Source organism: Clostridium sp. Ade.TY, from assembly GCF_000498355.1.
GTDB lineage: Bacteria > Bacillota > Clostridia > Clostridiales > Clostridiaceae > Clostridium.
The window spans coordinates 18,846-33,921 of sequence record NZ_AVSV01000007.1 but is presented as its reverse complement, the minus strand read 5'-3'; the positions used below and the strand labels follow the sequence as shown (position 1 = coordinate 33,921).

15 protein-coding genes are annotated in these 15,076 nt (G+C 26.3%); 4 read left to right on the top strand and 11 right to left on the bottom strand.

From position 1 onward, the window contains the following. Positions 1 to 73 precede the first annotated feature (73 nt). Positions 74 to 1,087 (bottom strand): sensor histidine kinase, encoded by a 1,014-nt coding sequence (locus O212_RS0103235; RefSeq protein WP_024613727.1) that lies wholly within the window; start codon positions 1,085 to 1,087, stop codon positions 74 to 76. Beyond that, entirely contained in the window at positions 1,078 to 1,761 is a 684-nt protein-coding gene (locus O212_RS0103230; RefSeq protein ID WP_024613726.1) for a response regulator transcription factor, read from the bottom strand. The genes O212_RS0103235 and O212_RS0103230 overlap by 10 nt, the downstream gene beginning before the upstream one ends. 440 nt (positions 1,762 to 2,201) lie before the next feature. Between O212_RS0103230 and O212_RS0103225 the strand changes: the two genes are divergently transcribed. Genes O212_RS0103225 through O212_RS0103215 form a run of 3 tightly spaced genes read left to right on the top strand, consistent with a single transcriptional unit; the run spans position 2,202 to position 3,210 of the window. Further along, entirely contained in the window at positions 2,202 to 2,564 is a 363-nt protein-coding gene (locus O212_RS0103225) for a DUF2089 domain-containing protein (RefSeq protein ID WP_024613725.1), read from the top strand. An 18-nt stretch (positions 2,565 to 2,582) separates the two neighbouring features. Next, the gene (locus O212_RS0103220) at positions 2,583 to 2,972 is read left to right on the top strand and encodes a hypothetical protein (protein ID WP_024613724.1); all 390 of its coding nucleotides are present in this window, start codon (positions 2,583 to 2,585) and stop codon (positions 2,970 to 2,972) included. A 10-nt stretch (positions 2,973 to 2,982) separates the two neighbouring features. Beyond that, the gene (locus O212_RS0103215; protein ID WP_024613723.1) at positions 2,983 to 3,210 is read left to right on the top strand and encodes a hypothetical protein; all 228 of its coding nucleotides are present in this window, start codon (positions 2,983 to 2,985) and stop codon (positions 3,208 to 3,210) included. 114 nt (positions 3,211 to 3,324) lie between these two features. On the opposite strand, the gene O212_RS0103210 is transcribed toward O212_RS0103215, so the two are convergent. From O212_RS0103210 to udp, 7 genes are all read right to left on the bottom strand, one after another. Beyond that, positions 3,325 to 4,296: a Gfo/Idh/MocA family oxidoreductase gene (locus O212_RS0103210; protein WP_024613722.1), complete on the bottom strand. Its 972-nt coding sequence runs from the start codon at positions 4,294 to 4,296 to the stop codon at positions 3,325 to 3,327. A gap of 183 nt (positions 4,297 to 4,479) precedes the next feature. Beyond that, a complete protein-coding gene (locus O212_RS0103205; protein WP_024613721.1) occupies positions 4,480 to 5,667 on the bottom strand; it encodes an acetate kinase in 1,188 nt (395 codons plus the stop codon). A 419-nt stretch (positions 5,668 to 6,086) separates the two neighbouring features. Beyond that, a complete protein-coding gene (locus tag O212_RS0103200) occupies positions 6,087 to 7,553 on the bottom strand; it encodes a catalase (protein ID WP_024613720.1) in 1,467 nt (488 codons plus the stop codon). 62 nt (positions 7,554 to 7,615) lie between these two features. Then, positions 7,616 to 8,419, bottom strand: a complete 804-nt coding sequence (gene zupT, locus O212_RS0103195) for a zinc transporter ZupT (RefSeq protein WP_024613719.1) — start codon at positions 8,417 to 8,419, stop codon at positions 7,616 to 7,618. Between the two features lie 127 nt (positions 8,420 to 8,546). Next, positions 8,547 to 10,016, bottom strand: coding sequence for an amino acid permease (locus tag O212_RS0103190; RefSeq protein WP_024613718.1), 1,470 nt, complete (start codon positions 10,014 to 10,016; stop codon positions 8,547 to 8,549). 415 nt (positions 10,017 to 10,431) lie between these two features. Continuing rightward, a complete protein-coding gene (locus O212_RS0103180; protein ID WP_024613717.1) occupies positions 10,432 to 11,622 on the bottom strand; it encodes a phosphopentomutase in 1,191 nt (396 codons plus the stop codon). 24 nt (positions 11,623 to 11,646) lie between these two features. Continuing rightward, entirely contained in the window at positions 11,647 to 12,459 is an 813-nt protein-coding gene (gene udp / locus O212_RS0103175) for a uridine phosphorylase (RefSeq protein WP_024613716.1), read from the bottom strand. Between the two features lie 223 nt (positions 12,460 to 12,682). On the opposite strand from udp, the gene O212_RS0103170 reads away from it, so the two are divergent. Further along, a complete protein-coding gene (locus tag O212_RS0103170) occupies positions 12,683 to 13,423 on the top strand; it encodes a GntR family transcriptional regulator (RefSeq protein ID WP_024613715.1) in 741 nt (246 codons plus the stop codon). A gap of 35 nt (positions 13,424 to 13,458) precedes the next feature. On the opposite strand, the gene O212_RS0103165 is transcribed toward O212_RS0103170, so the two are convergent. After that, on the bottom strand, positions 13,459 to 14,385 hold the full coding sequence (locus O212_RS0103165; RefSeq protein WP_024613714.1) for an exonuclease domain-containing protein: 927 nt from the start codon (positions 14,383 to 14,385) through the stop codon (positions 13,459 to 13,461). Positions 14,386 to 14,511: 126 nt separating this feature from the next. Next, entirely contained in the window at positions 14,512 to 15,057 is a 546-nt protein-coding gene (locus O212_RS0103160) for a nitroreductase family protein (protein WP_024613713.1), read from the bottom strand. Between the last annotated feature and the right edge of the window lie 19 nt (positions 15,058 to 15,076).

Below are 15,076 nucleotides of genomic sequence, written 5' to 3'. Positions count from 1 at the left end.
TTTATATTTATAAACATTATCTAGCCATAGGAGAACATAACGAGAAACTTACATATTTGTCACATTAAAATTTTTAATCAAAAATCATCATTTTATTAATTGGAAATATTATAGATACTGTTGTACCTTTGTTTTCTTTAGATTTAATATTTATAAAAACCCCTAATTTGTTACTTAACTTTTTACATAAATATAATCCTATACCAGTAGCTTTACTAAACTTACGTCCATTTTCTCCTGTATAGCCTTTTTCAAATACTCGCCTTATATCTTTTTCTTTTATTCCAATACCATTATCACTTATATTAAGTGTAATACTTTCTGAATTTTCACTTGTATAAAATTTTATTTCACCTAATTCTTTATCAATATATTTAATTGAATTAATTACTATTTGATTTACTATAAACTCTAACCATTTACCATCACAATAAATATTTTTATCCAAATTACTAATGCTTATTTTTATCTTTTTACTTATAAGAACATCTGAATTTCTTCTTATAACATTATTTATACAATCTAATAAATTCATCTCTTTTATAATATAATCTTTTTCTACATCATTACTTCTTGTATAAAAAAGAGCTTGTTCTATATAATTTTCTACTTTATTTATTTCTTCATCTATACTTTTAGTTACTTCATTATAATTATTTTCTATTAATAATTTACATGTTGATATAGGTGTTTTTATTTCATGAACCCAAATTTCTATATACTCTCTATACTCTTTATTACTAATTTTAAATTTAGCTATTTCATCATTCATAGATTTATCTGTCTTTTTAATTGTGTCATATAATATTTTACTTTCTAAAAAATTTCCTTCATTAATAACATCTGATATAAGATACTTTTTATCTAATACATCTAAATTTTTTTCAAGCTCATCATAATATTTTTTCTTTCTTAAATAATCATATATGTGGAATAAAATAATGCTTAACATATTCATTATTATTACAAATAAAATAGCAAAATCACTTACATTCAATGCATTAAGTAAAACTCCTGTAAAAAATAAAATTAATATATTTATTATTATAAAAATTATTCTATCTTTAAAAAAATCAATTAATCCCATACTAATATATATCCTTGTCCTCTTTTTGTTTTTAAATACCCATTTGCTCCAAGCTCTTCAATTTTCCTTCTTAACCTATTCACATTCACTGTTAAAGTATTATCATCTATAAATTCATTTGATTGCCATAAAGCCTTTATTATTTCATCTCTTGAAACTATCTTTTCACTATTTTTCATTAAAACAAATAATATTTTACTTTCATTTTTAGTTAAATCAATACTTTTATTATTAAACTCTACTTCACTTTTATATAAATTATATTTTAATCCATTATAATTTAAAATTTCCGTTTCATTACTATTACTATATGTCCTTTTTATAATTGAGGCTATTCTAGCCAAAAGTATTTGAGTATTATAAGGTTTTGTTACAAAATCGTCAGCACCTAAGTTCATACTCATAAGTTCATCAATTTCATTTTGTCTACTAGTAACAACAATTATTGGAACATCACTTTGCTTTCTTATTTCTCTACATACATAATATCCATCATAATAAGGTAAATTTATATCTAACAAAATTATATGTGGATCTTCATCAATTGCATCTTTAACTACATTTTCAAAATTTGTTGCTACACTTGTTATATAACCATACTTATTTAAAAAATTACTTAACTCATTTCTTATTTTTTCCTCATCTTCTATAATAAATATTTTCTTATCATTCATATTTTTTCTCCCCCAAAACAAAAAACCGTACAATATCAGTGCACGGTCTTTACTTTTCATATTTTATTATAGATTATTTTTACATATATTGAAATAAATATATCTATTTATAGTCTATTTCTATTATTAATTTAAAATTCTTTTAATAATAATTTTAAAGAATAGTCTTTTTTACTTTTCTTAACAAGAGTATATCCTATAATAATGAAATATTTCCCATTTAATGGCATATTAATTATTCTTTATAAAATTTTACTACTTCAACAGTATCCTTTAAAGCATTTTAAACTTTTTAATAATATTAATTTATATATTCAATATATTAATATTATTATTTATTAATATTAATATTTTTAATTAATATTTTCAAAAAATCAATCTTCATATTTACATTCTATGAAAAAAGGTGTACATTAGTATTATAGATTTGGAGGTAATTTATGCATAAAATATTAAGCCATTGTCCAGTATGTTCTCATAAGTTAAAAGCAATAAAATTAAAATGTACTAGCTGTAATACAACTATAGAAAATGAATTTGAGTTATCTAAATTTGATTATTTAAATAGTGATCAATTATATTTCATTGAAACTTTTATAAAATGCAGAGGAAACATAAAAGAAGTCGAAAAAGAAATGGGAATTTCATATCCAACAGTTAGAGCAAAATTAGATGAAGTTATTGAAAACTTAGGATATTCATCAAAAGAAAATAACTTAAAACAAGAACGTAAAAATATTTTATCTGCTTTAGAAAATGGATACATATCAGTTGACGACGCAATTAATAAATTAAAAGATTAAATTTTTGGAGGAATTATTATGAATGAAGAAACCCTTTTAGTACTAAAAATGATTGAAGACGGTAAAATTTCTGCTGTAAAAGCAAAGGAAATACTTGATGCTTTAGGAGATCCACTTAAAAATACTGAAACTATAACCCCTAAAAAATATGAAGATAAATTTTTAAAAGTTGATGTTTTAAGTCATGATGGTGATAAGGTAAATATAAAATTACCAGTTAAGGTAGTTAAAGAAATTATAAAAGTTGCTGGAAAGTTACCATTATCTACACATATAGAATGTATGAACGGAATTAATATAGATGAATTAACAAATACTCTAGTATCTTGTTTAGATAATGAAGTTATGGGAGAAATAGTGAATGTTTACTCAAGTCAAGGCGATACAGTTAAAATATTTATAGATTAGAGGTCTCTAAATGATAATTTCAATAAAAAGCAAAGAATTTAATTTAACTTTACCAGTTCCCTTATTTCTTGGAGGTCTAGTTATAAGATTTGTTCCAAAAAAATACCTTAATGCTCATGAAAAGAAATTAGCTATACTGCTTTTCAAAAAAATAAAATATAGCTTAAAATGTTATAAAGGATTAAAATTAGTAGAAATTATTTCACAAAATGGTGAGCATATAACTGTTAAAGTATAGTAAAAATATCATTCTTATTTGCAATATACCCTATTTAATAAAACGTTTAAAGCAGAGAATCACTCTGCTTTTTATACTGTTTTAAATATTATTTTTAATTTTTCTTTTATAAGTTTATTCAAAAGGATATTTAAATCCCCATTGATTTCTAACTTCACTTAATAAATGAGTTACATCAGAAGTTAACTTAATATTTTTTCCACTACTTTTTTTATCTATTGCTTCTTGCATATCTATAACCTCATAATTTAAAGCTTTAGCTGAATCCCCAATTTCTATTTCTTCTGTTCTACCATCTTCTGTATAAGTAATAGTTGCCTTTTCCGCTCTTGGATAATTATTAATTTCTATATATCCAAACTCTCCTGCAATAACTCCACGCTTTGGTTGTTTTGCTCTCATTGTTAATGAAATTACAGCCATTTGATCACAATCATTTTTCATAATAATCCCTGATTGTTCATCAACTCCTGTTTCAAAATAATTAGCTGTTGTTAAAATAGTATTTGGTTTACTTTCCATAAAGTATCTAGCAAATGAAACTGCATAAACTCCAATATCAAGTAAAGCTCCACCGGCTAATTCTTTATTAAAGAAACGATTATTAACATCATATTCCTTACAACTTCCAAAATTAACTTGAATCATTTTAACTTTACCAATCGCTCCTAAGTTTACTAATTCTCTTACCTTTTTATAAATTGGCATATGATAAATTGTCATAGCTTCTAAAACTACCAATCCTTTATCATCTGCTATTTTTAAAACTTCATCTAATTGTTTAGCATTAACTGTAATAGCCTTTTCACACAATACATGCTTATTATTATTTACTGCATCTAATAATGCTTTATAGTGCAAATTATGTGGTGTTGCTACATATATTACATCAACATCTTCATCCTTTAAAATATCTTCATAATTTTCATATACCTTTTTAACCTTAAATTCTTCTGCAAATTTTTTTGCTTTATCTATATTATGATTATATACTCCATAGATGTCTCCATTAACTTCATTTAATGCTACTGCCATTTCTCTTGCAATAGTTCCAGCCCCTAAAATAGCCCAATTGTATTTCTTCATATAAATATCATCCTCTCTAATTCATAATTTTTAAACAACCACTCTTATTAATATTTATAAATTAAATTTTACTATTTTATTAGATTTACTAAAATTATTATATTATATTTTAATATAAAAAACCTCTATAACACTTGTTATAGAGGTTTTAATGTTATATACTTTAACTATTTTATTTTAAAATTAAATAAGATTTGCAGTTTCTTTAGCTATCATAAGTTCTTCATTAGTAGGTACAACATAAGCTTTAACTTTTGAACCTTCCGCTGAAATTTCTCTTAGCTTTCCTCTTACTTTATTCTTTTCTCTATCTAAATCTATTCCTAAAAATTCTAAATCTTTTAAACATTCTTCTCTAGTTTCTGGTGAGTTTTCTCCAACTCCTGCTGTAAATGCAATTGCATCTAAACCACCCATTGAAATCATATAAGCTCCAATAAATTCTCTAATTTTATAGTGGAATATATCTAAAGCAAGTTGTGCTCTTTCATTTCCTTCAGCCGCAGCATCTTCTATATCTCTAAAATCTGAACTTACTCCTGATATACCAAGAACACCTGACTCTTTATTTAAAGAATTATTGACTTGTTCCATTGTATATCCACATTCATTCACTAAAAATGGAATTATTGATGGATCTATATTTCCTGATCTTGTTCCCATAGGTACTCCTGCAAGAGGTGTAAATCCCATTGAAGTTTCTATACACTCTCCATTTTTTATTGCAGCTAAACTTGCTCCATTACCTAAGTGACAAGTTATAATTTTTAAATCCTTTATATCTTTACCCATAGCATCTGCAAGCTTTTGTGATACATACTTATGTGAAGTTCCATGGAATCCATATTTTCTTATTTGATGTTTTTCATATAAATTATAATCAATTGCATATATATATGCTTTTTTAGGTAATGTTTGATGGAACGCTGTATCAAACACAACTACCATTGGAATATTTGGCATTAATTTTTGACATGCTTTTATTCCAATTATGTTAGCTGGATTATGAAGTGGTGCAAGTGGTGATATTTCTTCTAAATATTTTATAACATTCTCATCAACTACAACTGATTCTGAATATTTTTCTCCACCATGTACTACTCTATGTCCAACTGCTTTTATTTCATCTAAGTTCTTAATTACTCCAACACTTTCATCAGTTAATGTTTTAAGAACTAATCCTATAGCATCATTATGATCTTTTATTGGTTCCTCTATTATATGTTTTTCGTCATTTTTTTTATGAACTAGTCTAGATCCTTCTATTCCAATTCTTTCTACTAACCCAGTAGCTATTGATTCCTCATTTTCCATATTTATTAATTGATACTTCAAAGATGAACTACCACAATTAATTACAAGTATTTTCATATTGATTAACCTCCGATAAATTCACAAAATATAAGTAATGCTACCTAGAAGTATCCAAGAAATTTATGATACATATCTTTATGTAAGCCTTTACTTGTAAATCCTATTTTAACTGCTCACTTATTTTATGTCAACATTTTCATTAAAAATTTAATATTTTTAAAGTTAATATTTTAACAATTATTAAAAATAATACCCTTTTTACATCATTTTTAATATAGTCAAAAAATTTAATATATTCTTACTATTATTTTACATACCGATTTATAATTTATGAAAAAGAGGTTTATAAAATTATAAACCTCTTTATAAATACATATTATTTTTAATAAAATTTTAGTTAGGCAAATTATATTATTAGTGTCATACTATACACATATTATTAATGACTAATTTAATAGATTAATACTATATTATAATTATTTTAAATTTAGCCCTTGTTTTACTCTTCTACCAAAATCAACATCTGCATTTTTAAAATTTTCTATAGCTTTAACCTGTATTTTATAATCAACTTCCCACATATCTGCAACTATATTATCAACTAATATTTCTTGTTCTTTTTTACTCATTGCTCTAAACTTATCTCCAGCTTGTTTAAAATTATCATTTTTATCAATCTCTTCCGTAACTATATTCCCTTCAACAAATTTTGCTTTTTGATTCCCTTTAGGGTAATCAATAGGTTTATTATCATTTAATTGATTTGGCTTATAATTAACTTTCCCTTCATTATAATAATATCTCATAGCTCCATCTTGAGTATTATTTAAAACATCAACCTTTGGTTTATTTATAGGTAATTGTTGAAAATTAGCACCTATTCGATGTCTTTGAGTATCCTTATACGAAAATCCTCTTCCTTGTAATAATTTATCCGCTGATAATTCTATTCCTGGAACTAAGTTTGCTGGACAAAAAGCTATTTGTTCCATCTCTCCAAAAAAGTTTTTAGGATTTTCATTTAATGTCATTCTTCCTACCTTAATTAATGGGAATTTATCTTCTGGCCAAGTTTTAGTTGCATCCAAAGGATTAAAATCTAATGATTTTATTTCATTTTCTTTCATAATTTGTACTTTAAAATCATATTCAACTATATTTCCTTTTTCTATATGTTCATATAAATCTCTCGTTGCTACATCAGGGTCTAAGCCAGCAAGCATCTCTGCCTCTTTTCTATCTATAGTTTTAACACCAAGTAGTGGAACCCAATGATATTTTATAAATACTCTATCTCCTTTTTCATTTACCCATACATAAGTATTTACTCCAAATCCACCAATTGTTCTATAACTTTTTATAGTTCCAAGATCTGAAAAAAGAAAAGTTATCATATGAGTTGATTCAGGACTACTTGAAATAAAATCCCAAAATCTATTTTTATCTGTTAAATTATTATCAGGCGATGGCTTAAATGAATGAACCATATCAGGAAATTTCATTGCATCTCTTATAAAAAATACAGGAATATGATTCCCAACTATGTCCAAATTCCCTTCATTTGTATAAAATTTTGTTGCAAATCCTCTTGGATCTCTTAAAGTATCTGCTGATCCTCTAGCTCCAATTACTGTTGAAAATCTCACTGATACTGGCACTTTATTACCCAATTCTGTAAAAACTTTCGCTTTTGTATATTCTTTCATTGATTTTGTTAATTCAAAATATCCTTTAGCTCCAGCTCCCTTAGCATGAACCACTCTTTCTGGTATTCTTCCCCTATCGAAACTGGATAACTTTTCTATTAAATTTAAATCTTCCAATAATACAGGCCCATTTCTACCTACTGTTAAAGAATCTTTATCATTACTTATTGGATTTCCTACATTATTTGTCAAGTACTTATCTTCATCATAATCTCTTTTTGATCTATGCTTACCCATATTAACCTCCAATTTATATCTTTATAATTAATATATAAATTCAAGTTATAGTATATTACTAATTAGATAAACATTATAAGGCTTATTGCCATTACTGCCATTCCAGCTATTAATCCATATATAGATATGTGATGTTCACCATACTCTCTAGCTGTAGGTAATAATTCATCTAAAGATATAAACACCATAATACCTGCAACAGCTGATAGAAGAACTCCTAAAGTTATATCATTAAAAAAATTTCTAAGTAATGTGTATCCAATTACTGCACCTAACGGTTCTGACATTCCAGAAAGAAAAGAATATAAAAATGCCTTCTTTTTATCTCCCGTAGCATAATAAATAGGTACGGATACTGATATTCCCTCTGGAATATTATGAATTGCAATTGCTACTGTTATTGGTATTGCTAAACTTACATTATTTAAAGCTGATACAAAAGTTGCAAGACCTTCCGGAAAATTATGAATTGTAATTGCTAATGCAGTAAAAAGCCCTGTCCTTAAAAGTGATTTATTTTTCTTTATTTTATCTTCATCTATGTCTTCAACATTTTTAATTTCATGAGGATTTTCTGCATTAGGCACTAACTTATCTATAATTGCAATTATAAAAATACCTGCAAAAAAAGATATTACATTTACTGTACTTCCAAGCTTTTCACCTAACCCTAAAACAAGAGACTTATTTGCTTGTTGGAATATTTCTACCATTGATACATAAATCATTACTCCTGCTGAAAATCCTAAACTTAAGCATAAAAATTTAGTATTAGTTTTTTTAGCAAAAAAAGCTATAAGACTTCCTATTCCCGTTGCTAATCCAGCTATTAATGTTAATATAAAAGCCGTCAATACACTATTCATATTACCACCCCTTCTTTAATTGATAATTATTATCAATTATACTATTGTAATTATTCTTTGTCTATATTAATATATTAAAAAAAATAAAAGCAGCTAAAGATTTAGCTACTTTTATTAAACTTAATTCTTAATTTAAATCTAATTCTTCTCCCATACTTTCATCAAATTCAAATTGTTTTTTTATCTTTCTATTATAAGCTTTTTTAGAAAAATTAGTTATGAAAAGACCTAATAAAGTTAATATAACAGGTCCCCCATATGTTTTTATAATTAACATAACTGCTTCTTTTCCACTACTACCTACTATATAATCAAGTCCAGCTCCAAAAAATCCTGCACATGATAATACTAAAGCAATTCCTGCGAAGCTATATGCTAAAATATTAGATTTAAAAAATTTAAATTCTAAATTTTTATTATTTTTTCTAAATATTATATATCCATATATTAATATTACATAAGGAACAACAACTGCTAATGATGATAAGTCTGTTAAAAGCTTAAAAAAATCATTAACTGATCCAATACCAACTAACGGAATAGCTATAAGAACTACTAATATAGCACATTGAGTCCATAATGCATTAACCAATGTTCCATCTTTTCTTTTTTTAGTTAAAAATTCTGGGAAAGTTCCTTTTGGAACTTCTCCAAACATAGCTCTTATTGGTGATTCCATCCAAATTATATATGCTGCAATTGAAGTTATTAAGTTTATTGCTGCATATATTTGAACTACTATTTTCCCATCTATTCCAAAATTATTTGCAAGTATTGAATATACTACATATCCAGCATCTTGAAGTCCTGCATCTTGTAAAACTTTTGGTGATGCTATAAGTTGTATTGCTACGGAACCTAATATATAAGATAGCGCTATAAGTAATGTTGCTATCATCATTGCCTTTGGAAATGTTTTTTTAGGTTTATCTGTTTGCATTATATATGTACCTGCAACTTCTGAACCTGAAACTGCAAATAAAAGCCAAGAAAATGTTGAAAAATAATTCACATTAAAATCTGGAATAACATTACTTGGAGTAAAATCAGTTGCAGATGGGGTTCCAACAAAATATCCAACTATAGCCATAACTATAAATATTACTGTTGCTGCTAATGTAAATTTTCCACCAAAGTCAGCAAGCTTTGAAAACTTGCTTACACCTATTGTTGCAATATAAGTCATTATTATACATATAAATATTGATAGTATAGGTAATAAATATGAATTAGAATCTGTAAATATATTTCTACCTAATATAGCCCATGATGCAGCAACTGGTATTCTTGAAAAAACCATTTGTAAATAAAAAAGTATTCCTATAAAGTATGTCCAAGTTCCTATAAATGCCCACTTTTCTCCTATAGCTTTATTTATCCAAGAATAAATCCCACCTTCTTTATCTTGATTTGCAGAAGCCATCTCAGCAATTATTCCACATAAAGGTAAGAAATATAATATAGCAACTATAACCCATGATGGTATTGCAGCCGGTCCTAAGTACACAGCATTACTAGCTATATTTCCAAATCCAAATGTTGGAACAAATATAAGCATTACTAAAGCCCAAAGTTTTATTTTTTTATCTTTTCCCATGTTTTATCCCTCTCTTTTTGAGTTTTATCTTTTGTTTTGTTTATCTTTTTTCTTTGAACTTATTATAGCATCTTCCGTATGTTTATACAATTATATTTTATATTTATTCATAACCTAATTAATTATTGTTTCTATTTTATGAATAGACTATTTTTCTTACACTTCTTAATTCATCACCAAAACTATAGATTTTAAAAGACTTTTCAGCACTAGTAAATTTTTTATTTATTTGTAAAATAATTGTACCAATAGATATTTTTATATTATAAAATGCATTTTTATTCATTTTATTTTTACATATTCATATATAGATGTATAAACTTTAATTAAATTTTTATATAATTTATTCCTTAATTAAATATATTTTTTTCTAAAAAAAGAGAGTAGATTTCTCTACTCTCTTTTAACTAATATATTAATCTAATTTATTTAATACTGATTCACCAATTGTTCCTTCTGGCATTTTTATATCAAAGTTATCAGCTATAGTTGCACCAATTGTTGCAAAAGTATTTGCATCTTCTAATACTCCATCGCCTTTCATTGAAGGTGAATATGCTAAAAATGGTACATACTCTCTTGTGTGATCTGTTCCACTATATGTTGGATCATTTCCATGGTCTGCTGTTATTATTAATAAATCATCTTCATTTAACTTATCTAATACTTTTCCTAAGTTAACATCAAATTTTTCTAATTCTTCTGCATAACCTTTTGGGTTTCTTCTATGTCCCCATAAAGCATCAAAGTCAACTAAGTTAACAAAGCATAATCCATTAAAATCTCTATCCATTATTTCTAATGTTTGCTCCATTCCATGAACTGAACTCTTTGATTTATTTCCTTCTGTAATTCCTTCACCATCAAATATATCTTTAATTTTCCCTACAGAAATTACATCAAAGTTATTATCCTTTAATTCATTAAGAACAGTTTTTCCATATGGCTTTAATGCATAATCATGTCTATTACTAGTACGTTTGAACTCACCTTTTTTGTTTCCAAGATATGGTCTTGCAATTATTCTTCCAACTTTCCAATCATCTTTAAGAGTTATTTCTCTTGCTATTTCACAACATCTATATAACTCATCTAATCCAAAAGTTTCTTCATGACCACAAATTTGAAGTACAGAATCTGCTGATGTATAAACAATCATATCTCCTGTCTTCATTTGATGTTCTCCAAGTTCATCTAATATCTCAGTTCCACTAGCACTCTTGTTTCCAACAATATTATGACCAGTTCTCTTTGTTAATTCATCTAATAATTCCTTAGGGAATCCTGTATCAGTAAATGTTTTGAAAGGTTTTGTAATGTGTAATCCCATCATTTCCCAGTGACCTGTCATTGTATCTTTACCAACACTTGCTTCGCCCATTCTCATTTGATATCCTAAAGGTTTTTCTACTTTATCAACATGTTTCACTTTGTGAAGATTTGATATACCCATTCTTTGTAAGTTAGGAATATTGAAACTTTCTACTGATTCAGCTATATGTCCAAGTGTATCTACATTTACATCACCATATTTTTCTGAATCAGGCATAGCCCCAATTCCTAATGAATCAATTACTATTGTAAAAACTCTTTTATATTTTCCCATATTGAAAATACCTTCTCCCTGTGTTTATTTATTATTTTCTTTATCTAATTTAATTAAGTTTCTTATTGCTTCTACTGCTACTTTTATAGCTCTTTCTGTATCATGAACTTGAGTATTTTCAAGACCTCTTTTTTCTCTTTCTTGGTTAGCTACAGTTAAGAATATAGCTCCTGTTCTAACTCTTAGGTAACTTCCTACTATAAATAATGCTGCTCCTTCCATTTCTGAAGCTAAACATCCACATTTAACCCAAGCATCCCATTTATTTAATAAATCATATCCTATTGGTTTTGTTTCTGGTGAATGTTGTCCATAGAATGAATCTTTTGATTGAGCAACCCCTACATGATATGGTGCCTTTAAAGTTTTAGCTGCTGTAACTAAAGAATTAACTACATCTAAGTTTGCTACTGCAGGGAACTCTATTGGAACATATTCTCTTGTTGTTCCTTCTGCTCTAATTGAACCTGTAGCTATTACAAGATCTCCACCTTTTACATCAAGATCCATACCACCACATGTACCTACTCTTATAAAAGTATCTGCTCCACAGTTAACTAATTCTTCTAAAGCAATTGCAGCTGATGGTCCACCAATACCTGTTGATGTAACACTTACTTTAACTCCATCTAAGTATCCAGTATAAGTTACATATTCTCTACTATCTGCAACAAGCTTTGCATTGTCAAAATACTTAGCAATTTTTTCACATCTTTTTGGATCTCCTGGCATAATTACATATTTTCCAACTTCTCCTGGTGCTACTCCTATATGATATTGTCTATCAGAACCTTCTGTATAAATTAACTTTTTATTAGAATTTTGTTCATTGCTCATTTTTATTGCCTCCTAAAACTTAAAACTTTAACTTGTCTATTTTCTTGTATGTATTATATATATAGATAATATCATGTACTATCATAACTTGTCAATCGTTTACATATTTTTTCACTTTTTTATTTGCTATTTTTAAAAAATATTTTATAATTTATATTAAAGAAATAATTTTTTAAAAACAAACTTGTATGTAACTTGTCTTATTGTTGGAAAGGTTGATTAAATGGATAATATTAATATAAACGTAATAGATACTGCAAAAGAATTAAGATATGTAACTGTCTATAATAAACTTTTTAAAATGATAACTGAAGGCTCTTTTTCAGAAAATAGTAGACTCCCTTCTGAACCTGATCTTGCTAAAACTTTAGGTGTAAGCAGAAGTACACTTCGTCAAGCATTAGCATTACTTCAAGATGATGGACTTATAAAAAATATACGTGGAAAAGGCAATTTTATAACAAAAAAATCTCCTACGAAAAAGGTTGGACTTGAAAAAATAGGACATGTTATTTATAAATGTTTAGACCATGAAATAGATAATATTCAATTTGATTTTAAAATACAACCACCTTCAGATTATTTTACGAAAATACTTGGTAAAGAATCTGTTGCTACCGTAGGAATAGACAGATGGTATATGTATCAAGGTAAAACTATTGCTTATATATTTACAATAATGCCAATAGAAGCTATATCCTCTTTTAATCTTGATTTAAACAACAAAAAGGATTTCTTGAATTTCTTAGAGGAAAAAGTTTATGATGAATGTACTGATGCTTTAGTTGATATTAAATTTTCAACTGCTGGTAAATTTGTAACTAAAAATCATCCCATTTCTTTCGAAAAACAATTTTATTTAATAGAAGAAGCTATTTATAAAAATACTAATCATCCAATAGTATTTAATAAAAATTATCTTCCTATACAATATGCAGATATAAAGTTTCATCCAATAAAATAATATAAACCTATTCTTTAATTAGAATAGGTTTTTTATTAATATTTAACCATCTTTAAAAATTCTTCTTCATCTATAAATTTTATATTTTGTCCCTTAGACTTTAAAACAACTGCCTTTTTTAATTTATTGCTCATCTCATCTCTTTCTAATATTTCAATATTTTTTGTATTTGTAACTAAACATGTTGTCTTTTTAGTTACAGAACTTCCTACATTTCCAGATAACTTTCTAACAAGCATCATAGCCACATCTCTTGTCATTGAAGATAATCCGCCAGTAAATACTACAACTTCATTTAAAAAAGCATTACTATTTAAATCTTCTAATAAATTTAAACTATTTTTTGATGTTTTCCTTCTTGATACTTTTTCTATTCTTCCCTTACTTGATGAAGGCTTGTACCCACTACTATTAACATTTCCAATTGTTACGCCTAAATATTTAGATATTAAATTAATATCTTTTACATTAAGCTCTTCTGATATACTAAGTAATATATTACTACAAGCTATTGCATCTGCTAAAGCATCATGGTGTTTAAACTCAAATCCTAAAAAATCATTTACTGTATTAAGTTTTGCATTACTTAAATCTCTATAAAAATTTCTTGATAATTTCATAGTGCATATATAATTGAAAGAAGGTAAAGTTATATTATAGGTTTCTAGTGTATTTCTTAAAACAGATATATCAAAAGAAGCATTATGTGCAACTACAAGACTTTTATCAAAGTATTTTTTTATCTTTTCCCATATCTCATCAAATTCAGGTTCATTAATAACCATTTTAGGTCTAATACCATGAATACCAATATTAATTGGCATAAATCTCATTTCTTTTGGCTTTATTAAATAATGTATTTTTTCTTTTATTTCACCATTTTCTACAACAACAATACCAATAGAACATGGACTATTTCTCTTTTCATTTGCTGTCTCAAAGTCTATTGCAATAAAATTCATTTATAACCTCCTCTATATTTTAAACATAATATTTTACATAAAAATATATTATAATCAATTAATAAATATAACTATATTTAAAACAAATGTAAGGCAAAAAACAAATTAATGCTTCTTGCCTTAAGTTTATTTATATTCATTAAAAGAGTATATTTCATCTATTTGTTTTCTTACTTTTTTTCTTGGTATATTATTGTTATGATATCCTAATGATATAACAAGCTGAATTTCTCTATTACTTGGAATATTTAATAGTTTTTTTATTTCATTTTCCTTAAACCATCCCATCATACATGTTCCAAGTCCAAGTTCTGTTGCAGCTAAACAAATATGTTCTGCTGAAATTCCTATATCTATAGATGTATAATCTTTTTTCTTTATAAGTTCTCCCATTTTAGAGGTTAAATTTCTTTTTTCACTAACTACAACTATAAAACTAGGTGCAGTAAGTGCAAATTTATTTAAACCTATAACTTTCTCATAAAGGCATTTTGAAATACTTTTAACTTTATCTTCATCATCAACAACAATAAATTTCCACGGCTGAGAATTACAAGCTGATGGTGCAACTCTTGCAGCTCCTATTATTTTTATGATTTTTTCTCTTTCTACTTTCTTTTCAATATAACCTCTTATGCTTTCTCTTTTTTCTACAAGTTCAAAAAAATTCATAATCTTTTACTCCCCTGAA